Below are 25,596 nucleotides of genomic sequence, written 5' to 3' on the forward strand. Positions count from 1 at the left end.
CGATGAAACGTCCGCTGGCCGTCCTGATCGCGGAGCGGGGATCCCTGACGCCGGTGGAGATCGTCACGGCCGCCGGGGACACGCTGCCGGTCCTGTTCGTCCTCGACGAAGGGGCAGAAGGCCCCCTCCGGCTGGTCGCCGAGTCCCTGGCGCCCACCTTGTACGCCGATTTCACCGACGTCGAAGGCTGCGCGGCCGCGATCGCGGCTGCCGGGGCCGCGGCGGTGACCACGTTCACCGATCGGCTCTGCCCGCTGGCCGCGCGGATCCGACGCCGTCTGCGGCCTGCCGGCGGTCACGAACTGTGGAGCCACAAGGAGGAGCAGCGCCGACGTCTGGTCGCGGCGGGTGTCTCCCGGGTCCGGTCGACCGTGCTCGACGAGCCGGAACAGGCACGGACGCTGCTGGCCCAATGGGGCTCGGGTGTGGTGGTCAAACCGGTCAACGGGGTCGCCAGCGCCCACACCTGGTTGCTGCGCTCGCCGAAGGACGTCGACGAGTTCACTTCCGCGCTCGGTCACCGCGACGATGCCCCACCGCTGTTCGCCGAGGAGTTCATCGCCGGACTCCCCCGGGAGACGCCCCGGTTGGCCGACTACGTGTCCGTGGAGGTGATCAGGCCTGCCACCGGTACGGCACCGCGACTGGCGTTCGTCACCGACCGCGCGCCGCTGGCCGCGCCCTGCCGGGAGACCGGACTGATGTGGCCGACGTCGCTGCCGGAAACCGCGGTGGCCCGGTTGGTGGCCACGGCCAACGACGCGCTCGATGCGCTGCCGGCCGGCCCCGGCAGCTACCACGTCGAGATCAAGCCCGGGCCGGACCGAGACGAGATCATCGAGGTCAACGGGCGGCTGGGCGGTTTCGTCGCCCGCGCGGCCCGGTACGGGGCCGATCTCGACGTGGCCCGGCTCGCCCTCGACGTCGCGGCCGGCTCACCGGACCGGGCACAGCGGCTGACGATCACCTGGCGGCGGTGTGTGGCCGTCCTGCTGTTCCCGGCGCCCCAGGCCGCGCGGCGGATCAGCCGGGCTCCTGACCGCCGGATCCTGAGCCGTCGCCCGGGGGTACTGGCTGTCGATCAGGTGCGCGGCGAAGGAGAACCGTGCGCCTGGCAGCGCGGCACCGACGACGCGGTGGCAACGCTCTGGCTGGCCGGCGACAGCCATCGCGAGCTCTGGGACCGTTTCCTGGACATCGCCGAATATCTCCATACGACCTTTGCCTTCGTCGACGGCCAGCGGAAACCCGTGGCCGATCAGGGCTGGCTGCAGCGGTTGCGAGACCCAGATGCCTGACGGAACTATTCCGGAGCCGCGCACGGGCCGGTACGTGCGCCGGTACGTGCTCGGCTCGTCGGTGTCGGCGTTCGGCAATCAGATGGCAGCGGTCGCACTGCCGGTGGCGCTGGTCTGGCACGGCGCGAGTGCCGCCTCCCTCGGGGTGGTGCTCGGTGCGGCGATCCTGCCCAAGACGGTGTTCCTGCTGGCCGGTGGGGTGATCAGTGACCGCCTCGACCGCCGGGGCGTGCTGATCCTCGGTGATCTGCTGATGGCGGCCACCCAGGTCGCGACCGCCCTGCTGCTGTGGCACAGCGGCACGCGGCAGCTGCACCTGCTGGTAATCCTCCAGATCCTGTACGGCTGTGCGAACGCCCTCGCCGTGCCCGCCCTCATCGGCGTACTCCCGCAGTTGGTGCCGCTGGAGGGCCTGCAGCGGGCGAACGCCGTGCTGCGCACGGCCATGAACACGGCATCGGTGCTGGGCCCCCCGGCCGCCGCCGGTTTCGCGGCCGTGCTGAGACCGGAGTGGGCGCTGCTCGCGAACGCGGTGACGTTCATGGTGTCCGCGGTGGCGGTGTCCCGGCTGCCGAAACTGTCCTCGCCGTCCGAACGTGCATCGCTCCGGCAGGAACTGGTCGCCGGGTGGTCGGTGTTCCGTCGCACGACCTGGGTCTGGCTGATGGTCGGGTCGTTCGCGATCTACCAGGCCACCGTGCTGCCGGTGGTCTTCGTCATCGGACCTCTGGTCACCCAGGACGACGTCGGCGCGAGCGGGTGGGCCGCGGTGCTGACGGCACGCAGCGTCGGCGCCATCCTCGGCGGCGCGCTGCTCCTGCGCTGGCGGCCGCGCCGACCGGTTGCCCTGGCCTGCGCCCTGCTCCTGCTCGACCTGCCGTTCCTGCTCGGACTGAGCGCCGGGCTCGGCGTGGTGGCGTTGGTGCTCGCTTCGGTCGTGGCGACCGTGGGGCTGCTCGCGGCGGACACGCTCTGGGAATCGGCGCTGCAGGAGAACGTCGATCCCGCGTTCATCTCGAGGATCAGCTCCTACGACTGGATGGGTTCGGTGTTCTTCGCCCCGCTCGGGTACCTGGCGATCGGGGCCGTCGCGGCCGCGGCCGGGACCTCGGCGACCGTCGTCACGATCACCATCCTGCACGGCGTCATTCATCTGCTGCTCCCGCTGGCCCGCCCGATCCGGGCCGTCCAGCGCAAGCCCAGCCCGGCATCGTTGTGACGAGAGGACGATCGAACATGGACGAGTACCTGCGTTCTCGATGGCAACAGATCTCGCCCGGGGCGAGTGACGATTTCCTGGCCGGCCATGGCGGCGTGGAAGCGATGGTCGCTCTGGTGGTCCAGCTGCAGCAATCCGGCTTCCCGGTCAGCATGCGCGACCTGCTCCGGTCCCCGACCGTACCGTTGCTGGCCGGCGCGCTGCGGGAACGGGTCATCGGCGCGGCCGGGGAATATCCCGCTTTCGCCGATCTGTGGGCCGAGAGCACGTCGGTGTGGTCGTCCGCGGTCCACACTCTGGTACCGCTGGCCGCCGGTACCGGTCTCCCTCTGTTCTTCGTCCATACCGGTCTTGGGCAGGTGCGATTCATCGAACGGGCCGTGGACCATTTCCGGCGCGGACGGCCGGTGTACGGGTTCGAGGCGATCGGGCTACGTGACCGGACGCGGCCCCCGCTGTCGATGGTCGAGATCGCCGACCAGTACATCGCTCAGCTGCGCCGGGTGCAGCGGCACGGCCCGTACTCGATCGGCGGATTCTGCATGGGCAGTCATGTGGCGTTCGAGATGGCGCACCGGCTCACCGAGGCGGGGGAAGAGGTGGCCGTACTCGCCCTGATGCCCTCCGCGTTCTCGCTGGATGCAGCAGGGTTGAACTCGATCCGGCCAGGCATTCGGCAGCGACCGCCCGGAATCGGACTGTCGGACCTCTACCTCGAACGGCTCGCCTACGTGCAGCTCATGTTCGGCGACCTGGACCTGGACGCGAACCGTTCGGACGTGCTCGAGGCCTTCGAGCAGACCTTCTGGCTCGACGGGGTGAAGCCCGAGGACTTCTTCTGGCATGCGGCGGTGGCCGCGGCGGCCGCCTTCGCCCAGGAGAACTACGACCCGCGGCCGTATCCGGGGCCGGCTCTGGTCTTCCAGACGGCGCAGACCGCGGCCGGGGAGGCCGCGGACTGGTCACCGGTGGCCCCGAACGCCCGGAATTACATCTTCGACGAGCCAGACAGCTTGGCCATCATGCAGACCCCGGAATTCAGCAACGCCGTGGCCCTGCCCTAGGGCCCCTCAGCCGTTCGCTCGTGTGGCTTCCCGCAGCCTGACTGCGGTGGATCCGAGGGGGACGGCGTGGTGCACAGCGATGGCGCGTCCCGATGTGCGGCGCGCCCAGGGAGGTGCCGGGCCGGTTTCTACAGTTTCTGCCACGTCGTAGGGGGCGGCGGGCAGCGACCATTCCATCTGCTCGGAGGCTTCACGTGATCCGCAGTGTTCTCTACCTCAAGCGAATTGACATGAAGATCAAGAAAAGGGCACTCGCCCTCGGCGTCGCGGCCGGAGTCCTCGGGCTGAGCACCGCGTGTGTCGCGCCGGAATCGGGCACCACGACGACGGGCACGGCCCCCGAGGGTTCGTCGGCCGCGTCAAGCGCGGCGGGACACAAGCGGATCGCCTTCTTCGGGTTCGCCCGGGCGAACTCGTTCGCCTCGGCCACCTGGTCGGGAGTCGAGGAGTACGCCAAGGCCAACGACGCCGAGGCCGAGTTCTTCGACCCCAACTTCGACGCGCAGACCCAGGTCCAGCAGATCCAGGACGCGGTGACCTCCAAGCGCTTCGACGTGTTCATCGTGCAGGCCAACGACGGCGCGGCCGTGGTGCCCGCGGTGAAGCAGGCGCTCGCGGCGGGGATCACGGTGGTGGCCGAGTTCACCCCGGTGGGCACCCGCTACGACACCGCCGAGTCGCAGGTGCCCGGCATGATCACGCTGATAGACGTGCCGGTGGACAACGGCCGCGTGCTCGGCGAGCTCGGCGTGGCCGCCTGCGAGAGCAAGAAGCTCGACCCCTGCGAGGTCGCCTACCTGGAGGGCTTCAAGTCCCTGCCGCTGGACAACGCGCGCACCGACGCCGTGGTCCAGGCGCTTTCCGCCGGGACCGGAGTGACGGTGGCCGCCCAGGTCGAGGGCGGCTACACCAAGGAGAGCGGGCGCAAGGCGATGCAGGACGTGCTCCAGTCCCACCCCGGCGTCGACGTCGTCATCGGCTCCTCGCAGGCCATCGCGGGCGCCGAGGCCGTACTCAAGGGCAAGGACGTGCTGCTGATCGGCAACGGCAGCTCCCGCCAGGCGGTGCGGGCGGTGCAGGAGGGCCGCTGGTTCGCCACCTACTACCTGCCGGAGAAGACCGCCGGTGCCAAGGCGGCCGAACTCGGCCTCGCCAAGGCTCGCGGCCAGAACGTCGCGGCGAGCACCAGCTCGACCGCCCTCGGCCCCAACGGCGGCAAGGGCACCAAGGACGCGCTCGCCGGTGTGCAGGGCGAGTACGACGAATAGGGGTCACCCGATGTCCCAGCCGGTCAGGATCGACCTGGAAGGTTTCGGCAAGGCCTACGGTGGCGTGCCCGTGCTCCGTGACGTGTCCTTCACCCTGTACGGGGGACGGGTGCACGGGCTGCTGGGCGAGAACGGCGCGGGCAAGTCGACGTTGCTCAAGGCGGTGTGCGGGGCGGTGGCCCCGGACACCGGCCGGATACTGCTGGACGGCAGGCCGATCTCGGTCGGCTCGCCGAGGGACGCGCTGCGGCACGGATTCGCGCTGATCTCCCAGGAGCTCGCCCTGGTGCCGGCGATGACCGTGCTGGACAACGTCTACCTCGGCCGCTGGCGGAACCGGCTGGGCTGGCGGACCGCCGGGGCGGACAGCCGGAACTTCGCCCGGCTGCTGGAGCGCACCGGATTCGAGCTGGACCCGGCGGTCCTGGTCCGGGACCTGCCACTCGCGGCACAGCAGCAGGTGGAGATCCTCCGGGCGCTGGCGTCCGGCGCCTCGGTGATCGGCATGGACGAACCCACCGCGCTGCTCACCAAGACCGAGACCGACCGGCTGCTGGCCGTGGTCCGGCAGCTCGCGGCCGACGGCGCGGCGGTCGTGCTCATCTCGCACTTCCTGGACGAGCTGCTGTCCGTCTGCGACGACATCACCGTGCTCCGCGACGGCCGGCACGTGACCACCGGACCGGCCGCCGAGCAGACGCCCGACAGCCTGGTCCGGCACATGGTCGGCCGGCCGCTCGACCTGTTCTACCCGGAACCGGCCCCGGTGCCGGAGACCGCTCCGGTGCTGCTCAGCGCGCGTGACCTGCGCGGCGGCTCGGCGGTGCGCGGCGTGTCGATGGAGATAAGAGCCGGGGAGATCGTAGGGGTGGCGGGGCTGGTCGGCAGCGGCCGGTCGGAGACGCTGCGCGCGATCTTCGGCGCCGACCCGCGGGACGGCGGGGTCGTCGAAGTGGACGGTCACCCGGTGCCTGCCGGCTCCCCGTCGCGGGCCATGCGCGCCGGCCTGGCGATGGTCCCGGAGTCTCGCAAGGAGCAGGGGCTGGTGCTCGAGCGTTCGGTCCGCGAGAACATCGCGCTGGCCAGCCTGGGCGAACGGCAGCTCGCCGGCTTCGTCCGGGGCGGCTCCGAGCGGGCGGCGGCCGGATCCATGCTCCACGACCTGGACGTACGCGGCTCCGACCTGAGCGGCCCCGTCTGGACGCTGTCGGGCGGCAACCAGCAGAAGGTGCTGTTCGGCAAGTGGCTACTGGAACGGCCCAAGGTGCTGCTGGTCGACGAGCCGACCCGGGGCGTGGACGTGGCGGCCAAGAGCCAGATCCACCGGCTCCTCGTCGATCTCGCCGCGCAGGGAATGGCCGTGCTCATGGTCTCCTCGGAGGTCGAGGAAGTACTGGGTCTGGCGCACCGGGTGCTGGTGATGCGGCACGGCCGGCTCGTCGCCGAGTTCCCCCGAGGTGAGGCGACCCGAGAACAGGTGCTCGCCCTGGCGTTCGCCGACGAGGACGCCAGGCCTGACCCGATATCCAGCCCCACCGGCACGGAGGAGCGACAATGACCACCACCGCTGACGCGGAGGCCGCGCTCGACGCGGCCGGACGAGCCGGTGGCCGGGCCGCCGCCAGCAGGTTCACCAGGCTGCACGACTTCGGCATCGTGCTGACCGTGGTGGTGATCGTGGTCGCGCTGTCGCTGACCACCCAGACCTTCCTGACCACCGGCAACCTGGTCAACCTGCTCGACCAGGCGGCGGTGGTCGGGCTGCTGGCCTGTGCCGCCACCATCGTCATCATCTCGGGCGCGTTCGACCTGTCGATCACCGCCGTGCTGGCCGTGTCCGCGATCACCGCGGTGGTGGTCACCACGCACGCCGGGGTGCCGGCCGGCATGATCGCCGCGGTGCTGGCCGGCGGCGCGCTCGGCGCGCTCAACGGCCTGGTCGTGGTCACCGTCAAGGTGCACTCGTTCATCGCCACGCTCGCGCTCAGCATCATGTACCGGGGGCTCGCCGTGATCCTCACGGCGGGCGCCATCGTGTACCCGCAGGAGAGCCTGCTCCAGGCCTTCCAGGCGCTCAGCTGGCCGACCGTGCTCGGCGGGATCACCGCTTCCTCGCTGCTGTTCCTGCTGGTCGCCGGGGTCTGCTGGGTGGTGCTCGCGCGAACCACGTTCGGCCGCCGGGTCTACGCCGTCGGCGGCAGCGAGGAGGCCGCCCGGCTGTCCGGCATCCGGGTCGGCACGATCAGGATCGCGGTCTTCGCCATCAGCGGGGTGTGCGCGGCCCTGGCCGGGCTGATCCTCGCCGCTCGCGGCGGCTCCGCACAGGCCAGCATGGGCACGGGCATGGAGCTGACCGCGATCGCGGCGGCGGTGGTGGGCGGCACCAGCGTGCTCGGCGGCGAGGGCGCGATCTGGCGCGGGCTGATCGGGGTGGTGCTCATCACCTTGATCGGCAACGGATTCAACCTGCTGGGCTGGGATACCATATATCAGCAGGTCGTCCAGGGTGCGCTGATTCTCGGCGCGGTGAGCTTCGACCGGTTGCTCCGAGGTCGAAGGAGTTAGGTGGAGGGTGCGCGGATCGGGGTCCGGCTGGCCGCCGGACACGCCCACGCGGCCCTCGTCGCCGGCGGTGAGGTCCGCCAGGCCGCCGGCCGCTCCGACGACGACCGCGCGCTTTCCCGCATGCTGCGCGGCCTCGCCCAGGGGACGCCGGTCCGGTCGGTGACCTGGGACGTCTCCGCCGAGCTCGATCCCGCGAGCGCCGGTTCCCCGGTGGCCGCCGTACGGATCCTGCCCCGGATGCCGTTTCGCGGCCTCGGCAGCGGGCACCCCTCCCCCTTGCTCCGGGCGCTCGTCGGACGGCAGGCCGCGGTGATCGGAGGGCATGATCTGTTCGGAGTGGAGCTGGCCATGCTGGACATCTACGCGCTGCTTCGCGACGCGGCGGAGGCCGAGGCGCAGGGCCTGACCGCGCTGGCGCTGACGGCCACGGGGGCCCCTGGGTGTCACGACCACGAGCTGGTCGCGGGCGAGCTCATCCGCGACGCGCTCCCCCAGCTCAGGGTCTCGCTCTCGCACCAGGTCGGCGGCCTCGGCCTGCTGGACCGCGAGGCGGCGACGGTGATCAACGCCGCGCTGCTGGGCCGGGCCGAGCAGGTGGTGGAACGCTGCGGACGCGTCGCCGGCGGGCTCGGACCGCTGACGTCGTCCTGGTTCGTGGCCGGCGACGGCGGCCGGATCTCCGCCGAGCGGCTGCGGCTGCTGCCGGTGCTGGGGCTGTCGGCCACCGGAGCCGCCGCCCTGACCGGCGCCGCGCGGCTCGCCGGAGTGGACGACGCGGTCGTGGGTCTCGCCCGGCCGGACGGGCTCGCCGTGGGCCACGTCCGCGACGGCCTCCCGCACGTGGCGACGGACCTGCCCGGCCCCGGCGGGGTGCGGATGGCCGTGCCGCAGGCGGCACTGACCCCGATCTCCGGCTCCGCCGCGGCCTCGGCCGCGGCGTTCGCCCTGCTGGCCGAGCACGACCAGCACCCCGCGGTCGTCGCCGTCGCCGGGGAGGCTGCCAGCGACCAGGACGGGGCCGCGACCGACCGGGCCCGGGCCGTCGCCGCCCGGCTGCCGTCCGCGACCGTGCTGGTGGAGCCCCCTGCCGAGCTGGCCGCCATCGGCGCGGCCGGCACCGAGCCGAGCGCCTGGCTGGACACCGTGCTGTACGCCGAGACCTCCGAGGAACTCGCCCGCAAGCGGGCCGTGGTGGAGCAACGGGCGCTCACCCTGGTGGCGGAGAGCGGCGCCCGGCTCGGCAGCGAGCGCGTGGTGAGCTCCCGCGCCCTGTCGGTGTCGTTCCTCCGCAGCGGGTCCTACCGGCTGGTGGTACGCGCCGGCGGGCGAGCCGAGGACGACGCGTGACCGCCCGCACCATCACCGTGGCGGACGTCCCGGCCTTGCTGGCGGGCGCGGAGTTCTTCTCGACCAGCGCCGCGGGCGAGGGGATCGAGTTCGCGGGCGTCTGGCTGGAGGACATCCTCGCGCACACAGGGCCGGTGGAGCTCGTCGCGGCCGACGAGCTCGACCCGGACACGCCGTGCGCGGCGATCGGCGCGATGGGCTCGACGGTCGCCATGGCCGAGCTGCCGCCCTCAGGGGACGAACCCGTGGTCCTCGCCCGCAGCCTGGCCGGCCGGTTCGGTGCCCCGCTGGGCGCGGTGATGCCGCTGAACGCGGCCAGCGTCAACGCGCTGCACCCCGTGGCCGCGGCCGCGGTCCTCGGGCTGCCGCTGATCGACTGCGACGGCATGGGCCGGGTGTTCCCGCTGATCCACCAGACCACCTACGAGCTGGCCGGGGTGTCGCTGAGCCCGCTGGCCGTCGTCAGTGCCGGGCATGATTCGCTGCTGCTCGACACCGGCTCGGCCCGCGCCGAGCAGATCGCCAGGTCGATGGCGCAGGCGGCCGGCGGGTGGCTGCTGTGCGGGATGTATCCGGCCCGGGTGGGCCGCTTGCGGGAGGCCGCGATCCACGGTTCCGTGAGCCGCGTGCTCGAGGTGGGCCGGGTGTTGTGCGAGCACGCCTCGCGCGACGACCGGTCAGGGCACGGGACCGCGCGGCACGAGCGGCTGCTCCGCGAGCTGACGGCAGCCACCGGAGCGGCGGTTCTGGGCGGCGGCCGGGTGGTGGAGATCGGCCCTTCGGTCCGGCAGGCGGGAACCGTCTATCCGGGAAACCCGGTGGGCATGGTGGTGCACGATCACGACAGCGGTCGCCTGATCCGGCTGGAGGCGCACAACGAGCTGGTGCTCGCCCTGTCCGACGGCGCGCTCGCCGCCGCCGTACCGGACCTGCTCTGCCTGCTGGACCGGAGCACGCTGCGGATGACCGGGCCGGAACGGCTGACCGCCGGGGATCAGGTGGACGTGCTCTGCGTGCCGGCCGCTCCCGTCTGGCACAGCGTCGCCGGGCTCGCCCTCGGCGGTCCTGGGGCTTTCGGATTCCCCCTGCGCCATCCCCGCGAAGAGGGCCGATGAAGCGCGCCGGACGTCCCGCGGAACAGCTGACCGTGGACGAGCTCGTCAGGTACGGGCCGCTCGGCCACGCGGAGATGCTGGTCGGTGAGAACCTGACCCGGCCGGTGTCGCGGGTGGCGCTGGTCTCCGACCTGGACCAGGTCCGCCGCTGCGGGCCCGGCACCGCGGTGGTGCTCACGGGCGGGCTCGCGCTCGGGGCCTGGGCGGTCGAGTCGGCGCTCCGCCTGGCCTGGGAGCGCAGCGCCGCCTGCCTGGTGTGTCCGGCCGTCACCGGACTGACCCAGGCCTCCGCCCAGCTCGCCCGGCGGATGCGGCTTCCCGTCTTCGTCGTGACCGGGGACACCGCCGCCTGCGCGCTGGAACTGGCCGCGGCGATCGCCAGCCCCGAGGCGGCCCGGGCCCGGCTGGCGGCGCGCTGCGCGGAGCTCTTCGCCGAGCGGAGCAACGTCCGCGGCATCGTCGGGGTGATCAATTCGGAGGTTCCCGGGGTGCTGGTCGCGCTGGTCGCTCCGGACGGTCACGTGATCGCCGGTCAGGCCTCCGCCGACCGGGCCGAGCATCGGATCCGGGTGGACGTGCCGGGCCCGGACGGCCGCCGTTGGGCCGAGCTGGTGGCGGCCGTGGCCGGCCCGCCGTCGCCGACCTGGGGCGAGACCGTGCGTCTCATCCTCCGGCTGGCCCGGGCGCCGCTGGCCGCCTCGGTGGCCAGGGAACGGGTCGACGCGGTGCACGACGCCGAGCGCGGCCGGGTGGCCCTGACCGCCCTCTTCGCGGCAGCCGGGGCGGATGCCGAGCCGGCCGGTCGGGAGAATCCGGGCAACGGCGGCTGGTCCGTGCCCGAAGAGGTTCTCGGGTGGCGTGTCGAGGGACGTCACGTGGCGGTCTTCCTGCGGTCGGACACCACGCTCGACAGCGCGACCGCCAGCCCTGGCGTGGTTTCGGCCTGGCAGGAAGCCGTCCAGGAGCTGCCTCTGGTGCCCTGGGACCAGGGCTGGGCGAGCTGGTGGACAGGCGACGACATCACCGTGGAGCAGGTGGTGGGGACGCTGCGGCGTAATCTGACGCGGATGCGCTCTCCCATCCCGCTGAGCGGTGGCGTCGGCCGTGCCGCGGCGGGAGCCGAGGGGCTGCGGGAGTCGTTGTCCCAGGCCGTGCTGGCGGCCGGGGTCACGGTCAGGGACGGCCACGGGACGGTGCGCTCCTTTGACGAGCTCGGCTATCGGGTGCTGCTCGCCTCGCTGTCGCAGCCGGAGCTGGTCGGCTCCGCCCGGGTGGTGCTCGCCGACCTGCTCGCCGCGCCGGACGGGCCGGTGCTGGTGACCACGCTGGCCGCGCTGCTCGACTGCTCGGGCTCGACCAGCCAGGCCGCCGCCCAGCTCGGCGTGCATCGCAACACGGTGCTCGGCCGGGTGGAGCGAATCCGGGCGCGCGGCGTCGACCTGGACCGCCCCGACCAGCGGCTCGCCCTGCACCTGGCGTGCTACGCCCTGCTCCCCGAGATGAGCTGACCCGGTACGGCGGCCGCCGTACCGGGTGGGTGATGGCTCAGGCGGGTGCCGGGTAGAGCTCGGCCGCGCGGGCGGCGGAGACGTGGCCGTCGAGCACGTCCACCCGGACCGCGCCGGGGTCGCGCTCGGCCGGGTCGCCGAAGCCACCGCCGCCACCGGTCATGCAGCGGATCACATCACCGGCGGCCAGGCGCAGGCCGTTGCACTTGAGGATGCGCCGCTCGCCGGGACGGCCCGGGTTGAGGACGATCTCCGGTGGGATCGCGTCGTGCCCGCCGAACAGGCCCCACGCGGGGGTGAACGACCGCTCGAACCAGAGCGACACCGTGCAGTCGTGCAGCGCCGTGTACTCGCGGAGCACGCCGTTCCCGCCGCGGAAGCGGCCGGCGCCGCCGGAGTCGGGCCGGATCTCGTACCGGCTGATCCGGAACGGGTAGCGGGTCTCGAACACCTCGATCGGGATGTCCTTGAGCGAGCCGTTCACGTTGTTGATCAGAGCGGTCTCGCCGTCCGATCCGTCCCAGGCGCCCCAGCCGCCGAGGGTGGCCTCCAGGCTGACGTAGTCGCGCCTGGTCCGCGGGTCGGTTCCGGCCAGCAGCACGATCATGGAGTCGCCGTGGCTCGCGCCGGCCACCTTGTCCGGCATCGCCGGGGCGAGCGCCCTGGCCACCATGTCGATGAGCAGCCCGAGGTGGGAGAAGTACCACTGGCAGGCGGCCGGGGCCACCGCGCCGAACACCGACCCCTCGCGCACCTGGACCGTCATCGGGCGGAACGAGCCCCCGTTGCCGGGCACGTCCGGGCTGACGAGCAACTTGTAGCCGACCCGGCACGCCGACACCGTCTGGGAGGTGCCGCAGTTGATCGGCCCGGTCGCCTGGTCGGCCGACTTCGTGACGTCGAAGTCGATGTCCGAACCGCTGACCGTGATGGTGAGCCTGACCGGGATGGGGGTGTCCAGGTCGATCCCGTCGTTGTCGAGGAAGCCCTCCGCGGCGTACACCCCGTCCGGGATGGCGGCGATGACCTCCCGCTCCAGCGCCTCGGTCTGGGCGAAGATCTCGTCACGGGCGGCCCGCAGCGTGTCGAGGCCGAAGCGCCGGACGAGCTCCTCCAGCCGCGCCTGCCCCATCTTGATGGTGGCGATCATCGCGTGCATGTCGCCACTGGTCTGGTAGGGAAAGCGCACATTCGTGGCGATCGTGCTCATCACCCCGGGGACGTCGCGGCCCCCCTCGACCAGCTTCTGCGGACCCAGCCGGAGGCCCTCCTGGTAGATGTTCACCGAGTCCATGGACCCGCCGGGGTCCTTGGAGCCCACGTCGATCCAGTGCGCCCGCGTGGCGGTGAAGCCGACCAGCTCCGCGTCGACGAAGACCGGCCCGAAGATGGTGACGTCGTTGAGGTGGGTGCCGCCGAGATAGCTGTCGTTGAGTATCCAGACGTCGCCCGGCTGCCACGCCTCGCGGCCGAACTGCTCTTCGGTGGCCTTCGTGCAGGTCTCCAGGTTGCCCAGGAAGATCGGCAGACCCGCGGACTGGCCCAGCACCTGATGCCGGTCGTCCAGGAGCGCGACGACGCAGTCGCCGCACTCGTAGATGATCGGGGTGTAGGCCGATCTGATCAGGGTGGCGTTCATGTCGTCGGCGGCCGCGGAGAGCGCGTTGCGGATGATCTCCACGATGACCGGGTCGACGGTCCTGGCTTCGGTCACGACTGCTCCTGTCCTAAAGCGTCTTGCCCGCGGCCGGTACGGCGCGAACCACGAGGGAGCCGATGGGGTCCACCGACACCGAGAAGCCGGGCGGGACCACGGTGGTGGCGGTGCTCTCCACGATGATCGCCGGGCCTTCCAAGGCATGCCCGGCCGCGAGCTCCTCGCGACGGACCAGCGGCGTCGGGCGGCGCACGCCGTCGAACACGACCTCGCGCACCTCGTGCGGGAACTCCGTCCCGACGGCACGCTCGACCCGCTCGGCGGCGCCTCGGCCGAGGTCGCCGAACGCGGTGGCGCGCAGCGTGACGAACTCGATCGGCGCGCCGAGGTTCGCGTGGCCGTACCGCGACTCGTGCTGCTGCCCGAACCGCTTGGCGATGATCTCCACGAAGTCGTCCCTGGCCGGCTCGCCCGCGTCGAGGAGCGGCACCGTCAGGGTGTACTCCTGGGCGGCGTAACGGATGTCGACCGCGTGCTCCACCCGGCGGTTCTCCGCGGGGACACCCTCGTCGGCCAGCGAGGTCCGGGCGGCGTCCGCCATCGCCGCGAGCCTGGCGGCCATGTCGGCGGTGTCCAGGTCGGCGTCGAGGGAGAAGTAGGTGTCGGAGAAGTCCTTGCGGATGTCGGTCTGCAGCATGCCCCACGCGGAGAACGCGCCGGGGAAGCGCGGCACCACGATCTCGGAGATGCCGAGTTCCTGGGCGAGGAAGACCGCGTGCATCGGACCGGCCCCGCCGAACGCGACCAGGGTGAACTCGCGCGGCTCGATGCCCCGCGAGACGGTGATGGTCCTGATGGCCTGGGCCATCTTCGCGTTCGCCACATCGCAGACGCCTTCGGCCATCGCCACGGTGTCCAGGCCGAGCCCCTCGGCCAGGCCTTCGAGCGCGGTCCTCGCCGCGCCGGTGTCCAGCGTGAGCGAGCCACCGGCGAACCACTCCGGGTCGATGCGGCCCAGCACGAGGTTGGCGTCCGTCACCGTCGGCTCGGTGCCGCCGCGGCGGTAACAGGCGGGGCCCGGGTTCGCGCCCGCGGACCGGGGGCCGACCCGCAGGCCGCCCGCCTCCAGCCACGCGACCGAACCGCCGCCGGCGCCGATCGTGTGGATGTTCACGACGCTCATCAGCATCGGCAGGCCCTCGATCTTGGCCTCCGGTGAGATGTCCGGCTGCCCGTCGATGACCAGCGACACGTCGAAGGACGTGCCGCCCATGTCCACGCAGATGAGGTTCGGCCGGCCGATCGCGCGGGCCAGCTCGACCCCGCCCATGGTGCCGCCGACCGGGCCGGACAGCAGGGTCTGCAGGGGACGGCGGCGGGCCGACTCGGCGGTGAGGATGCCCCCGGACGACTGCATGACGTGCAACGGCACGGCGAGGCCCCGCTCCGTCAGGTTCGTCTCCAGCCGCTCCAGGTAGCGCCGCACCACCGGCCCGGTGTACGCCTCGACGACCGCCGACGAGGTGCGCTCGTACTCCCGCCACTCCTTGGCGGCCTCGTGCGACAGCGAGATCGTGAGAGTCTCGCCGAGCTCCTCGAACAGGATCTCGCGGGTGCGCAGCTCGTGGGCCGGGTCGAGGTAGCTGAAGAGATAGGCGACGGCGATCGCGCCGAACCCGCCGTCGCGGTAGCGCTGGGCGGCCTGCCGCACGGCCTGCTCGTCCAGCGGCGCGAGCTCGGCCCCCGCGGCGTCGAACCGGCCACCGACCTCGACGATGTCGCGCAGCGGGACCAGCGGTTCCGGCTTGCGGAAGTGCAGGTCGTACAGGCGGGTGCGGGGACCTCGGGCGATGTGGTAGGTGTCCCCGGAACCCGCGGAGGACAGCAGCAGCACCTTCACGCCGCGCCGCTCCAGGAAGGCGTTGAGCCCCTGCGTGGTGCCGTGCACCGTGAAGGAGATGTCGCCTGGGGAGTCCACCAGGGACGCGAGCGCGGTCAGCACACCCTTGGTCAGGTCCTCCGGCGTCGTGGACGACTTGCCGACCTCGTACCGGCCGGTGGCTTCGTCGTAGCCGATGACGTCGGTGAATGTGCCGCCGATGTCCATGGAGACCCGGATTCGGCTCATCAACGAGCTCCTCTCTGCAAGGTGTAGCGGTGACCGTAGCTCCGGCGAAGCCGCCCGCGATGTGCACAGCGTCCACCAGGTCGGCAGGTCACCGTGCTGGACGCCCTGCGGAGCCTGGGCGTACGGCGGGAGACTGGCCCGTAACACGGGGAGGTGGGCGATGGACGTCGTGATCGGGCCCGGCCGGGCGGACGTGCCAGAGGTGCGCGGGGTGTTCACCGAAGAGGTGGAGAGCCTGCGCGCGGCGGGTCTGCTGGCGTGGACGGGGTTCACGGCCGAGCCCGGGTCCACCGCGACGGTCCACGACGGCGGCCCGGTGCTGCTGGCCGGGCTCGGGCCGCGGGACGGCTGCGACGCCGAACGGCTGCGCACGGCCGCGGCGGCTTCGGCCGGCCTGCTGTCCGGCGACGCGGTACGGGTCGATCTGGCCGGTCGCGCCGCCGCCCGGCTCGGCGCCCGCGAGGCCGTCCGCGCGGTCGTCGCCGGTCTGGCGCTCGCGGCCGGGCGCCCGATCGGCGTGACGCTCACCGGGCTGGCCCGGCCCGAGGGCGATCCCGTCACGGCGGGACTGCTCGACGCGGAGGCCGTACTGCTGGCACGGGACCTGACCAACCGCCCGCCGAGCGAACTCGTGCCCGCGGACCTCGCCGCCGAGGCGCGGGGCATCGCCACCGAAAACGGGCTGGCCGCCCACGTCCTGGGCGAGCGGGACCTGCGCGAACTCGGCATGGGCGCATTGCTCGGCATGGGCGCGGGATCGCCGCACCCGCCGCGCCTGGTGGATCTCCGCTATGAGCCCCCGGACGCTCGGCGCAGCATCGCGCTGGTGGGCAAGGGCATCACCTTCGACTCCGGCGGCCTGTCACTCAAGTCGCCGGCGGCGATGATGAGCATGCGGTCCGACATGGCGGGCGCGGCGGTCGTGCTCGCCGTGATGTCGGTGCTGGCCAGGCGCGGGCTCCCGGTCGCGGTCCGTGGCCTGCTCCCGCTCGCGGAGAACATGATCGGCCCGAACGGCGTCCGCCCTGGCGACGTGCTGCGCGCCTGTGACGGGAGGCGGATCCAGGTGCTCGACACCGACTTCGAGGGCCGGGTGGTGCTGGCCGACGCGCTCGCCCTGGCCGCGAAGGAGCGCCCGGACGCCATCGTGGACATCGCCACGCTGACCTACCAGGTGGTGGCGGCGCTCGGACCCGACATCGGCGGGGTGCTCGGCCGCGACCGCGAGCTCACCCGGCGGGTGCTCGGAGCGGGCGCCCTGGCCGGCGAGCCGCTGTGGGCGCTGCCCTGGGCGCGGCGCTACCGGCACCAGATCACATCCGGCTACGCGGACGTACGGAACTTCCCCGAAACCGATACGGGACGCGCCATCACGGCTGCCCTGCTGCTCGGCGAGTTCGTCCCGGAGGAGATCCCGTTCGCCCATCTGGACATCACGGGACCGGCCTGGCGCGGTCCCGCCTCCGGCCACGGCGCGACCGGTTTCGGGGTGCTCACCCTCACCCGGCTGCTGGAGTCCCTGGCCGTACAGGAGTTCGCGTGACGGCGCCGCCGCCGTACGTGACGGGTGAGCAGATCCGGCGGGTGCTGCCGATGGAGCACGCGGTGATGGCGCTCGAGCAGGCCTTCCGCGCCGAGGCGGGCCGGTCGGACCCGCTCCGCACGGCCGTACCGTGGAGCCGGGGCGAGTTGCTGGTGATGCCCAGCGAGCACGGCGAGTGGGCGGGCACCAAGCTGGTCACCGTCGCCCCCGGCAACCTCGCCCGCGGGCTGGGCCGGATCAACGGCGTGTACGTGCTGTTCGAGGCCGCGACCCTCGTCCCCCGGCTGGTTCTGGACGCGGCCGGACTGACCACGCTGCGCACCGCCGCGGTCAGCGCGCTCGCCACCCGCTACCTGGCCCGCACCGACGCCAGGACCCTGGTGGTCTTCGGGACAGGACCGCAGGCCCGGGCGCACGTGCGGGCCATGCTCGGCGTCCGGCAACTGGCCGAGGTGCGCATCGTGTCCCGAGACCCCGACCGAGCCGGGAGACTGGCCGCCGAACTCGCCGTGGCGCACGGGCTGCCGGTCATCGCCGGCACCCCGGCCGACGTGGCGGCGGCCGACATCGTCTGCACCTGCACGGATTCGTCCTCCCCCGTGTTCGACGGCCGCCTCCTGTCCGACACGGCACACGTCAACGCCATCGGCAGCCACCGCCCGGAGGTCCGCGAGGTCGACGACGAGACCGTACGGCGGGCCTTCGTGGTGACCGAACACGCGGGCGCGGCCCGCCGGGAGGCCGGTGACCTGATCCTGGCGGTGCGATCCGGCGCTGCGGACGAGTCCGTCTTCCAGGTCGACCTCCACCACATCGTCACCGAACCGTGGAGCCGCCCGCACGGCCCCACGCTCTTCAAGTCGGTGGGCCTCGCCGTGGAGGACCTCGTCGTCGCCGCCGAGATCGCCGCCAAGGTACTCGCGAGCCCCTGACCTGCCCATCAGCCGGAGGGAAGGTCGACCAGTTCTGTTGGTTTCGTCCATGTCTGGGCCTCCAGAAGGTGCTCAAGGAGCCACGTAGACGACGCGGCCGATCGTCTGGCCGTCCGCCAGCCGCTGCAGGCCGGCGGCGACCGACTCGAAGCTGAGCCGCTCGCCGACCAGCGGCCGGATCAGTCCCGCCGCGGCCAGCTTCGTCAGCTCGTCGTGGGGATGGCCGGGTCGGAGACCACCGCACGTATCATCATCTGCTCCTTGGAGTTTGTTTTCGTTCTTCAGCCCGCCGCCGGGGCCGGCTCGTCGCGCAGTTCCGCGAGCCGCCGCCGGTAGCGTTCGACGTTGTCGAGCTTGATCTGCTCGTATCCCCTGATCATGTCGGGCAGTTCCGCGATCCGGACGGCCAGGTCATGGCCGTCCTGGTCGAGGGTCCGCCGCAGTTCGCCGAGGACGGCGCGGTACTCGGCGATCAGCTCGCGTTCCACGCGCCGTACTCTGGCGAGCCCGAACAGGTCCAGCCGGGTGCCGCGCAGCCGCCGGGCCGCGCGCAGCAGGGCAAGCGCCGGCCGGGCCCACGGTCCCAGGGAGATCTTGCGATCCAGCCCCATGGCCCGCAGCACCGGCGGGTGCAGCCGCCAGGCGAAGCGGGCGCCGGGACCGAACTCCGCGGTGACGCGCGCGGCGAACTCCGGATCCAGGCACAGCCGCGCGACCTCGTATTCGTCCTTGTACGCCATGAGCTTGTACAACTGGCGGGCCACCGCCTCGGTGAGCGCCCGCGCTCCCGGCGCCCGCTCCGACTCGGCCCGCCACGTCCGCTCCACCTCGGCCAGGTAGTCCTCGGCATATCGAACGTCCTGGTAGGCGATGAGATCGGCGGCCCGGCCGGCGACCAGGGCCGCGAGATCTTCTGCTGCCGTGGCGTGCACGCCGGGAGCGATCCGGGCGAGCAGGGCGCGTTCCGCGCCGGTTCCCTGCCGCTCCTCCGGTACGGCGGGCACGCCTTCCCCGGCGGTCCGGCGGCCCAGTTCGAAGGCCCGGAGGTTGCGCTCCACCGCGGCGCCGTTCAGCTTGATCGCCTCCTGGAGCGCGGTCACCGGCAGCGGGAGCGCGCCCGCCTGGTAGGCGGCGCCGAGGAGCACCACGTTGGCGCACTGGTCGTCGCTGAATTCCGCGACGGTGAGCGCTCGGGCGTCGAGGAAGACGCTCGGCTGAGGGCGGGCAGCGGTCGCGACCCGCGCGGTCAGTTCGGATATGTCGGGAAACGCCATGCCGGGATCCACGACCATCCGCCCGGTGGGCACCTGGGCGGTGGACACCACGGCGACGGTGCGCCCAGGGTGGGCGGTCGCGAGGTTCCGCTCGTCCGCCGCGACCAGGAGATCGCACCCCAGATAGAGATCGCACTCGCCTTCGGCGGCCTTGTTGGCCCTGTCGACCGGGGTCCGGGAGATCTTCAGATCGGAGACGACGGCGCCGCCCTTCTGCGACAGGCCGGTCTGGTCGAGGGTGCTGACGTACCGGCCGTCCAGCTGGGCCGCCGCCGCCACGATCTGCGCGACCGTCACCACGCCGGTGCCGCCGACGCCGGTGATCCGGATCGTGAAATCGGTCCCGTCCACACTCGGCGCCGGCTCTTCGAGCGGCCGGTCCCGGCCGGGGCCGCTGCGGGCCGGCCGTCTGCCGGGACGAACCGTCACGAACGACGGGCAGTCGCCGTCCAGGCAGGAATAGTCGGTGTTACACGACGACTGGTGGATCCGCGTCTTGCGGCCGTACTCGGTCTGCACCGGCTGCACCGACAGGCAGTTCGACTTGGCTCCGCAGTCGCCGCAACCCTCGCACACCCGTTCGTTGATGACGATCCGGGTCTGCGGCGCGGCGGCCCCGGCGCGGTTGCGGTCACGGCGTCGTTCGGCCGCGCACTGCTGGTCGTGGATGAGGACGGTCACCCCGGGCACGGCCGCGAGCGTGCGCTGAGCCTCCTCCAGCCGGTCCCGGTGCCAGACCGCGGCGCCGCGGGCCAGCCGCACCCGCCGGTACCGGCGGAGGTCCTCGGTGGTCACGATGATCCGGCGCGCCCCTTCGGCGGCCAGCAGTTCGGTCAACTCCGGCACGCTGCGCATGCCCACCGCCCGCTGGCCCCCGGTCATGGCGACGGCCGAGTTGTACAGCAGCTTGAACGTGATGTTGGCCTCCGCCGCGACGGCCGCCCGGACCGCCAGGCTGCCGGAATGGTGGAAGGTGCCGTCGCCGAGGTTCTGCACCAGGTGACCGGTGTCCACGAACGGCGCCATGCCGAGCCACTGCGCCCCCTCGCCGCCCATCTGCGTCACCCCGAGCACGTCGCCGACCTGTTCCGGCTCCATCAGCAGCACCATCGCGTGGCAGCCGATGCCGCCACCGACCAGAGTTCCCGGGGGAACCCGGGTGGACCGGTTGTGCGGGCAGCCCGAGCAGAAGTAGGGAGTGCGCGAGACCAGCGGCAACGGCCTGCCCACGGTGACCCGCTGCCGGGGCGCGCGCTCCGCGAGCCAGGCCCGCGCCTGGGGCAGGTCCAGCACGTCGGACAGCCGCGCGGCGAGGGCCGCGGTGACCGCCTCGACGTCCAGTTCGGCGTCCTGTCGCAGCAACGGGGCGCCGCTCGGGTCGTGCTTGCCGACGATCCTGGGCGCCGCGGTCCCGTAGAGCCGCTCCTTGAGGGCGGTTTCCAGGAAGGGGCGCTTCTCCTCCACGACGAGGATCTCGTCGAGGCCGCCGGCGAACTCCGCCGTGATCACGGGTTCCAGCGGGTAGATCAGGCCGAGCTTGAGCACCCGGATGCCGTGGCGGGCCAGCGCCTCGTCGTCCAGTCCAAGGCGGCGCAGCGCCTGGCACACATCGAGGTACGCCTTGCCCGCGGCCACGATGCCGAACCGGTCGGCGGGCCCGGCCGAACGCAGCACGTTGAGCCCGTTGCGGGCGGCGTACTCGCCGGCGACGCGCAGCCGGACGCCGAAGGCCGTCGCCTCAGCGGTCACGGGCACGCCGCCGACCAGCTTCGCGGTGACCTCATGCCGGTACGGACGGCCGTCGTGGCTCACCTCGGGCCGGACCGGCCGGATCCGGTCGAGGCCGACCCGCACCGTGGAACCGCCGTCGGCGATGTTGGTGACCAGCTTCATGGCCGTCCACAGGCCGCTGGCCCGCGACATCTGCACCGCGTGCAGCCCGAGGTCCAGGATGTCCTGCGAATCGCTCGGGTAGAGCGTGGGCATGCCGAGGTCGGCCAGCGCGTGCTCGGACGCGCTGGGCACCGTCGAGGACTTCGCCACCGGGTCGTCGCCTACCAGGGCCAGGGCCCCGCCCATCGGATGGGTGCCCATCAGGTTGGCGTGCCGCAGGGCGTCGGTGGCGCGGTCGAGGCCGGGCGCCTTGCCGTACCAGACGCCGAAGACGCCCGCGTGGCGCGCGTCGGGCCGGGTCGCGGCGAGCTGGCTGCCCTGTACGGCCGTCGCCGCGAGCTCCTCGTTGAGGCCGGGGCGGTGGACCAGGTCGTGTTCGGCGAGCAGGGCGGACTGCCGCGCCAGCTCGATGTCGTAACCCGCCAGCGGCGACCCCTCGTAACCGGACACGAACCCCGCCGTGCCCAGCCCACGGGCACGGTCCAGCCGCCGCTGGTCCAGCAGTAACCGGACCAGCGCCTGCGTGCCGGTCAGGTAGACGGTGCCCGCCGTCGCGGTGTATCGGTCCCGCAGGGTGTCGTTCATGGCGGCCCTCTCGAGCGTGATTGTTCCGAATAGGGAAACCTTGATTCGGATAGTGGTACGAATTGCTCGCACTGATCCTGCGGTTTTTCTGCTGAATGTCAAGACCGGGCAGCCCGCCGATAGCATGTTCCGCTATGAGGAACGAATCTGAGGAGACGAGCCGGGAGGAGCGCGGGCTCGGGTCGGTGGCCAACGCGCTTCGCCTGCTGGAGACCATGGCGCGAGTGCCCCAGGCCGGAGTGTCGGAACTGGCCAGGGCGCTGAACCTGTCGAAGGCGTCGGTGGACCGCCTGCTGTCCACGTTCACCCGCGCGGGGTTCGCCGAGCAGGACCCGGCCACCCGGAAGTACCGGCTGACCGTCAAGATCGTCGCACTCGCCGAGAGCGTGCGATCGCGGATCGGCCTCGTGGAGATCGCCCGGCCGCACCTGACCGGGCTGGCCGAACAGGTCCACGAGGCCGTCAACCTCGGCGTCTACCTCGACGGGGGAATGGTGTATCTCGACAGCATCCCCTCCAGGCACACCTTCCAGATCGAGGCGCGGCCCGGAGTCATGCTGCCGGCGTACTGCACCGGTGCGGGCAAGGCCATCCTGGCCTTCAGCCGGCCCGAGGTGGTCGAGTCGTACCTGGCCGGGGTGGCCCCGGTCGCGCACACGCGGTTCACCCTCACCAGCGTCTCGCTCATCCGGGAGGAGCTGGAGTCCATCCGGCGGGCCGGTTTCGCCGAGGACAAAGGGGAACTGCTGGAGGAGGCGTGCTGCGCGGCCGCGCCGGTGCCCGGCCCCGACGGCTACGCGGTGGCGGCCGTGTCCATCACCGCTCCCCGCTCCCGCTACTCCGTCAGGCGGGCCGAACTGATCTCGGCCGTCACCGCGGCGGCGGAGCGGGTCACCGCCGGTATCGCCGCCGCGGGCATCACCGCCCCGGGCCGGACGAACCCGGCGCCGCCGCTGTCGTGACGAAGATTCCGGCCTGGCGTCCCGATGATCGGGACGGCTCCATTGCCGCTTCGTGACCGGCCGATGAGGATGCGACAACCGCGCACCTGGAGGTTGTGATGAAGAAGCTGGTCATCGGGGTGCACCCGAACGAAGGCACCATGCGGGAGCCGAACCCGCATGTCCCGTGGACTCCGGAGGAGATCGCGGACGACACGGCCGCAGCCCGGGAGGCGGGGGCCGCCGTGGTGCGCTTCCACGCCCGTACGGCCACCGGCGCGGGTACCCCGGGATGCCGGAGGTGGGCAACCTTCCCCTGGCGCGCGCCCTGCTCCGCCGCGGCGTCCGGGACCTGGTACGGATCTCCGACGCCCGGATGAGCGGCACCGTCGTCCTGCACGTGTCACCGGAAGCGGCGGCCGGCGGACCACTGGCGCTGGTCCGGGACGGCGACATGATCGAACTCGACGTCGAGCACCGCCGGCTGCATCTCGACATCTCCGCGGCGGAACTCACCCGTCGCCGCCGGCAGTGGCGGCCCCCCCCCCCGCCGCGCCGCAGGGGGGCGGCTATCGGAGACTGTACGTCGACCACGAGCTCCAGGCCGACCGGGGAGCCGACTTCGACTTCCTGGTCGGCCGACGCGGGGTGCAGGTGACGGGCGACAACCACCTTGGGTAAGGGGAGACGATGACGGGTGTCGCGGTGGTGACCGGTGCGGGTTCCGGGATCGGCAGGGTGGTGAGCAGAGCGCTCCTGGAAGCCGGGTACCTGGTGGCGCTCGCCGGCCGGCGGGCGGAACCGCTCCGGCAGAGTGCCGGAGACCACCCCGGCGCCCTGGTCGTGCCCGCGGACGTGGCCGACCCGGACTCGGTGGCCGCGCTCTTCGATCGGGTACGGGACCACTGGGGCCGGCTGGACCTGCTGTTCAACAACGCCGGCACCTTCGGTCCGCGCGGCGCCGTCGACGAGATCTCGGCGACGGACTGGCGCCGCGTCGTGGACACGAACCTGACCGGCGCGTTCCTGTGCGCCCAGCACGCGTTCGCCATCATGAAACAGCAGCTACCCCAGGGCGGGCGCATCATCAACAACGGCTCCGTCTCCGCGCACACCCCTCGCCCCCGCAGCGTGGCGTACACCGCCACCAAGCACGCGCTCACCGGCCTGACGAAGTCGATCGCGCTCGACGGCCGGCCGTACCGGATCGCCTGCGGACAGATCGACATCGGCAACGCGGCCACCGAGATGACCGTCGACCTGGCCCGGCCGGACCACGGGCCCGCGCCGGAACCGACGTTCGACCCGGCCCACGTCGCGGACGCGGTGCTCCTGATGGCGAATCTTCCCCTGGACGCGAACGTGCTGTTCCTGACCATCACCGCGACGGCTATGCCATTCGTCGGCCGGGGCTGAGGCCCGGGTACCTGACGGCGAGGCCGTTCAGCGGCCGAGGCCCAGCACCGGACGCACCACCGACGCACCGCGGGCGAGGTCGCGGGAGATCCCCAAGGCGCCCGCACGCACCGCCGTGTCCACCCGCGCCAGACTGATCCGGCCGACCGGACCCGAGATCGCCAGCGCGCCGAGCACCGCGCCGTCACCGTCCTGCACCGGTGCGGCCGCCCCCACCACCCCCGCGATGGACTCCTGCCGGTCGAACGCCACCCCGGAACGGCGGATCTGCGCCAACTCGGCGAGCAGCGCCGGCGGATCGGTGATGGTGCGATCGGTCAGCCGGGGCAACACTCCGCCGAGGACTCCCCGGACCTTGTCCGCCGGGGAGAGGGCGAGCATGACCTTGCCCGCGCAACCGGCATGAGCGGGCCACCGGCCCCCGACGCGCTGCGGCAGCCGACGTCCGCGGTCTCCCCGGAATATCTCCACGTAGACGACCTCGGTCTCCTCCAGCACCGCCAGCGCCACGTTGTGCCCGGTCGCGTCGTGCGGGTTCACCATATGCGGCCGCGCCGCCTCCACCAGGCCATTCGCCCGGGGCGCCGTCTGCCCGAGCTCGAACGGCAACAGCCCGACCCGAAAGGCATTGCCCGCCTGCTCCAGCAGGCCCACCCGCACCAGCTCATGCACCGTCCGGTGCACCGTGGACTTGGGCAACCCAGTCCGCCGGGTCAGCTCCGCGATGCCCAGCGCGCCGTCTCCCTTCCGGAACTCCTTCAGCAGAACGGCCGCACGCCCGATAGCGCTGACCTCACCATCGTTCCGATGAGCGGGACTCACCCTTGCATGGTACGCATCACCGAGAGGCTGCTTTATGGCCGGTTCGGGCCGCCCAGTTCGGCGTCCAGGTCCCGGCGGCGTCGTGGCCAGTCCCTGTGGCGGCGAGGTGGGCGCGGAGGGTGGCCAGCGCTGGGTGGGGGTTGTCGCGGTGCCACAGGAGCGAGTGCGGGTAGACGGGCGTCGGGTCGGTCACCGGGATGCGGCGCAGGCCGTGGCCGGCGGGCCAGACCAGGCGGGTCTGCGCGCCCATGAAAGTGGCCAGGGCCGGGGTGTCGGCGATGGTGTCGAGAAGCGCGTCGGAGCCGAAGTTGGGGCCGGTCGCCTCGATGGTGAGGCCGAACTCGGCGACGAGATCGTCGTAGTAGGCGGCCCACTCGGTACCGGGGACGATGCCGGGCATCCAGATCCGGTGCCCGGCGAGCTGAGCGACGGTCACCGACCGGGCGCCCGTCAGCGCATGGGCGGGCCCGGTGAGGAGCTGGAGCGCCTCGTCGAGCACCCGGACGGACTCGATGCCCTCGGGAAGGGGCCGGCCCGGCACGGCGACGGCGCGGAAGGACGCGTCGATCGCACCGGACCGGATGGCGGCGACGGCGCTCTCGACATCGAACAGCATCACCACGTCGAGCTCGATCTCGGGGTGCGCGCGGTGGAAGCCGCGCATCAGGCCCGACGCCGCGCTGCGCGAGGCGAGCACGTCGACGCGCAGCGCACGGCTGCCGGCGCGCACGGACGCGACCGCGCGCTCGGCGACGCGCAGCAGCTCGCGCGCGTGCGGCAGGAACGCCTGCCCGTCAATGGTGAGCTCGGTGCCGCGCGCGGTGCGGGTGAACAGCCGCACGCCGAGGTTGCGCTCCAGCGCGGCGATGCGCTTGGAGACAGCCTGCTGGGTGACCGCCAGCTCGGCGGCGGCCTCCTGAAACTGCCCCGCGTCGGCGGCGGCCACGAAGGTCCGGACGGTGTTGAGGTCCATGCCGACACCCTATGGACACAACCGTTCGTTGTAGCTGACGGCCCTGCA

Annotated in this window: 20 protein-coding genes; 15 read left to right on the forward strand and 5 right to left on the reverse strand. The window is 72.4% G+C overall.

The genetic code is table 11. The features are described from left to right. Positions 1 to 2 precede the first annotated feature (2 nt). The 9 genes from ABGB08_RS42555 to ABGB08_RS42595 all read left to right on the forward strand — a co-directional run bounded on the left by ABGB08_RS42555 (position 3) and on the right by ABGB08_RS42595 (position 11,384). Positions 3 to 1,298, forward strand: a complete 1,296-nt coding sequence (locus ABGB08_RS42555) for a hypothetical protein (RefSeq protein WP_347602657.1) — start codon at positions 3 to 5, stop codon at positions 1,296 to 1,298. Further along, complete coding sequence (locus ABGB08_RS42560) at positions 1,291 to 2,517, forward strand: MFS transporter (RefSeq protein ID WP_347602659.1); 1,227 nt, start codon at positions 1,291 to 1,293, stop codon at positions 2,515 to 2,517. Before ABGB08_RS42555 ends, ABGB08_RS42560 begins: the two co-directional genes overlap by 8 nt. 17 nt (positions 2,518 to 2,534) lie before the next feature. Continuing rightward, positions 2,535 to 3,581 carry a thioesterase domain-containing protein gene (locus ABGB08_RS42565; protein ID WP_347602662.1) on the forward strand — a complete coding sequence of 349 codons (1,047 nt, stop codon included), beginning with the start codon at positions 2,535 to 2,537 and terminating at the stop codon, positions 3,579 to 3,581. A gap of 194 nt (positions 3,582 to 3,775) precedes the next feature. After that, positions 3,776 to 4,849: a sugar ABC transporter substrate-binding protein gene (locus ABGB08_RS42570; RefSeq protein WP_347602665.1), complete on the forward strand. Its 1,074-nt coding sequence runs from the start codon at positions 3,776 to 3,778 to the stop codon at positions 4,847 to 4,849. A 10-nt stretch (positions 4,850 to 4,859) separates the two neighbouring features. Beyond that, complete coding sequence (locus tag ABGB08_RS42575; RefSeq protein WP_347602668.1) at positions 4,860 to 6,407, forward strand: sugar ABC transporter ATP-binding protein; 1,548 nt, start codon at positions 4,860 to 4,862, stop codon at positions 6,405 to 6,407. Continuing rightward, on the forward strand, positions 6,404 to 7,414 hold the full coding sequence (locus tag ABGB08_RS42580; protein ID WP_347602671.1) for an ABC transporter permease: 1,011 nt from the start codon (positions 6,404 to 6,406) through the stop codon (positions 7,412 to 7,414). The genes ABGB08_RS42575 and ABGB08_RS42580 overlap by 4 nt, the downstream gene beginning before the upstream one ends. Further along, positions 7,415 to 8,761 (forward strand): hypothetical protein, encoded by a 1,347-nt coding sequence (locus tag ABGB08_RS42585; protein WP_347602674.1) that lies wholly within the window; start codon positions 7,415 to 7,417, stop codon positions 8,759 to 8,761. Further along, positions 8,758 to 9,876, forward strand: a complete 1,119-nt coding sequence (locus ABGB08_RS42590; protein WP_347602679.1) for a DUF917 domain-containing protein — start codon at positions 8,758 to 8,760, stop codon at positions 9,874 to 9,876. The genes ABGB08_RS42585 and ABGB08_RS42590 overlap by 4 nt, the downstream gene beginning before the upstream one ends. Further along, on the forward strand, positions 9,873 to 11,384 hold the full coding sequence (locus tag ABGB08_RS42595; RefSeq protein WP_347602682.1) for a helix-turn-helix domain-containing protein: 1,512 nt from the start codon (positions 9,873 to 9,875) through the stop codon (positions 11,382 to 11,384). The genes ABGB08_RS42590 and ABGB08_RS42595 overlap by 4 nt, the downstream gene beginning before the upstream one ends. A 37-nt stretch (positions 11,385 to 11,421) precedes the next feature. Here the strand turns inward: ABGB08_RS42595 and ABGB08_RS42600 are convergent, their stop codons facing one another. Both ABGB08_RS42600 and ABGB08_RS42605 read right to left on the reverse strand, forming a co-directional pair. Continuing rightward, complete coding sequence (locus ABGB08_RS42600; protein ID WP_347602685.1) at positions 11,422 to 13,098, reverse strand: hydantoinase B/oxoprolinase family protein; 1,677 nt, start codon at positions 13,096 to 13,098, stop codon at positions 11,422 to 11,424. 13 nt (positions 13,099 to 13,111) lie between these two features. Next, a complete protein-coding gene (locus ABGB08_RS42605; protein ID WP_347602688.1) occupies positions 13,112 to 15,169 on the reverse strand; it encodes a hydantoinase/oxoprolinase family protein in 2,058 nt (685 codons plus the stop codon). 160 nt (positions 15,170 to 15,329) lie between these two features. On the opposite strand from ABGB08_RS42605, the gene ABGB08_RS42610 reads away from it, so the two are divergent. Then, positions 15,330 to 16,712, forward strand: coding sequence for a leucyl aminopeptidase family protein (locus ABGB08_RS42610; protein WP_347602691.1), 1,383 nt, complete (start codon positions 15,330 to 15,332; stop codon positions 16,710 to 16,712). Further along, positions 16,709 to 17,644, forward strand: coding sequence for an ornithine cyclodeaminase family protein (locus ABGB08_RS42615; RefSeq protein ID WP_347602694.1), 936 nt, complete (start codon positions 16,709 to 16,711; stop codon positions 17,642 to 17,644). Before ABGB08_RS42610 ends, ABGB08_RS42615 begins: the two co-directional genes overlap by 4 nt. 281 nt (positions 17,645 to 17,925) lie before the next feature. On the opposite strand, the gene ABGB08_RS42620 is transcribed toward ABGB08_RS42615, so the two are convergent. Beyond that, the gene (locus ABGB08_RS42620; RefSeq protein WP_347602697.1) at positions 17,926 to 21,396 is read right to left on the reverse strand and encodes an indolepyruvate ferredoxin oxidoreductase family protein; all 3,471 of its coding nucleotides are present in this window, start codon (positions 21,394 to 21,396) and stop codon (positions 17,926 to 17,928) included. Positions 21,397 to 21,530: 134 nt separating this feature from the next. Here ABGB08_RS42620 and ABGB08_RS42625 point away from each other — a divergent pair, with 134 nt between their 5' ends. The 4 genes from ABGB08_RS42625 to ABGB08_RS42640 all read left to right on the forward strand — a co-directional run bounded on the left by ABGB08_RS42625 (position 21,531) and on the right by ABGB08_RS42640 (position 23,753). Continuing rightward, a complete protein-coding gene (locus ABGB08_RS42625; RefSeq protein WP_347602700.1) occupies positions 21,531 to 22,358 on the forward strand; it encodes an IclR family transcriptional regulator in 828 nt (275 codons plus the stop codon). 98 nt (positions 22,359 to 22,456) lie between these two features. Then, positions 22,457 to 22,717, forward strand: coding sequence for a 3-keto-5-aminohexanoate cleavage protein (locus ABGB08_RS42630; RefSeq protein WP_347602703.1), 261 nt, complete (start codon positions 22,457 to 22,459; stop codon positions 22,715 to 22,717). Beyond that, the gene (locus tag ABGB08_RS42635; protein WP_347602706.1) at positions 22,639 to 22,995 is read left to right on the forward strand and encodes a dihydroxy-acid dehydratase; all 357 of its coding nucleotides are present in this window, start codon (positions 22,639 to 22,641) and stop codon (positions 22,993 to 22,995) included. The genes ABGB08_RS42630 and ABGB08_RS42635 overlap by 79 nt, the downstream gene beginning before the upstream one ends. A 32-nt stretch (positions 22,996 to 23,027) precedes the next feature. After that, on the forward strand, positions 23,028 to 23,753 hold the full coding sequence (locus ABGB08_RS42640; protein WP_347602709.1) for an SDR family oxidoreductase: 726 nt from the start codon (positions 23,028 to 23,030) through the stop codon (positions 23,751 to 23,753). Positions 23,754 to 23,780: 27 nt separating this feature from the next. On the opposite strand, the gene ABGB08_RS42645 is transcribed toward ABGB08_RS42640, so the two are convergent. Further along, complete coding sequence (locus ABGB08_RS42645; RefSeq protein ID WP_347602712.1) at positions 23,781 to 24,575, reverse strand: IclR family transcriptional regulator; 795 nt, start codon at positions 24,573 to 24,575, stop codon at positions 23,781 to 23,783. Between the two features lie 16 nt (positions 24,576 to 24,591). Further along, entirely contained in the window at positions 24,592 to 25,548 is a 957-nt protein-coding gene (locus ABGB08_RS42650) for a LysR family transcriptional regulator (RefSeq protein ID WP_347602715.1), read from the reverse strand. Between the last annotated feature and the right edge of the window lie 48 nt (positions 25,549 to 25,596).

It is taken from the genome of Acrocarpospora sp. B8E8 (assembly GCF_039871605.1).
In the GTDB taxonomy this organism is placed as follows: domain Bacteria; phylum Actinomycetota; class Actinomycetes; order Streptosporangiales; family Streptosporangiaceae; genus Acrocarpospora; species Acrocarpospora macrocephala.

What these genes read in the sequence shown, in the direction of transcription:
- ABGB08_RS42620 (WP_347602697.1), bottom strand. Translation starts at nt 21,396, where the DNA reads ATGAACGACACCCTGCGGGACCGATACACCGCGACGGCGGGCACCGTC.
- ABGB08_RS42610 (WP_347602691.1), top strand. Translation starts at nt 15,330, where the DNA reads ATGGACGTCGTGATCGGGCCCGGCCGGGCGGACGTGCCAGAGGTGCGC.
- ABGB08_RS42555 (WP_347602657.1), top strand. Translation starts at nt 3, where the DNA reads ATGAAACGTCCGCTGGCCGTCCTGATCGCGGAGCGGGGATCCCTGACG.
- ABGB08_RS42580 (WP_347602671.1), top strand. Translation starts at nt 6,404, where the DNA reads ATGACCACCACCGCTGACGCGGAGGCCGCGCTCGACGCGGCCGGACGA.
- ABGB08_RS42650 (WP_347602715.1), bottom strand. Translation starts at nt 25,548, where the DNA reads ATGGACCTCAACACCGTCCGGACCTTCGTGGCCGCCGCCGACGCGGGG.
- ABGB08_RS42630 (WP_347602703.1), top strand. Translation starts at nt 22,457, where the DNA reads ATGAAGAAGCTGGTCATCGGGGTGCACCCGAACGAAGGCACCATGCGG.
- ABGB08_RS42560 (WP_347602659.1), top strand. Translation starts at nt 1,291, where the DNA reads ATGCCTGACGGAACTATTCCGGAGCCGCGCACGGGCCGGTACGTGCGC.
- ABGB08_RS42575 (WP_347602668.1), top strand. Translation starts at nt 4,860, where the DNA reads ATGTCCCAGCCGGTCAGGATCGACCTGGAAGGTTTCGGCAAGGCCTAC.
- ABGB08_RS42640 (WP_347602709.1), top strand. Translation starts at nt 23,028, where the DNA reads ATGACGGGTGTCGCGGTGGTGACCGGTGCGGGTTCCGGGATCGGCAGG.
- ABGB08_RS42595 (WP_347602682.1), top strand. Translation starts at nt 9,873, where the DNA reads ATGAAGCGCGCCGGACGTCCCGCGGAACAGCTGACCGTGGACGAGCTC.
- ABGB08_RS42605 (WP_347602688.1), bottom strand. Translation starts at nt 15,169, where the DNA reads ATGAGCCGAATCCGGGTCTCCATGGACATCGGCGGCACATTCACCGAC.
- ABGB08_RS42565 (WP_347602662.1), top strand. Translation starts at nt 2,535, where the DNA reads ATGGACGAGTACCTGCGTTCTCGATGGCAACAGATCTCGCCCGGGGCG.
- ABGB08_RS42625 (WP_347602700.1), top strand. Translation starts at nt 21,531, where the DNA reads ATGAGGAACGAATCTGAGGAGACGAGCCGGGAGGAGCGCGGGCTCGGG.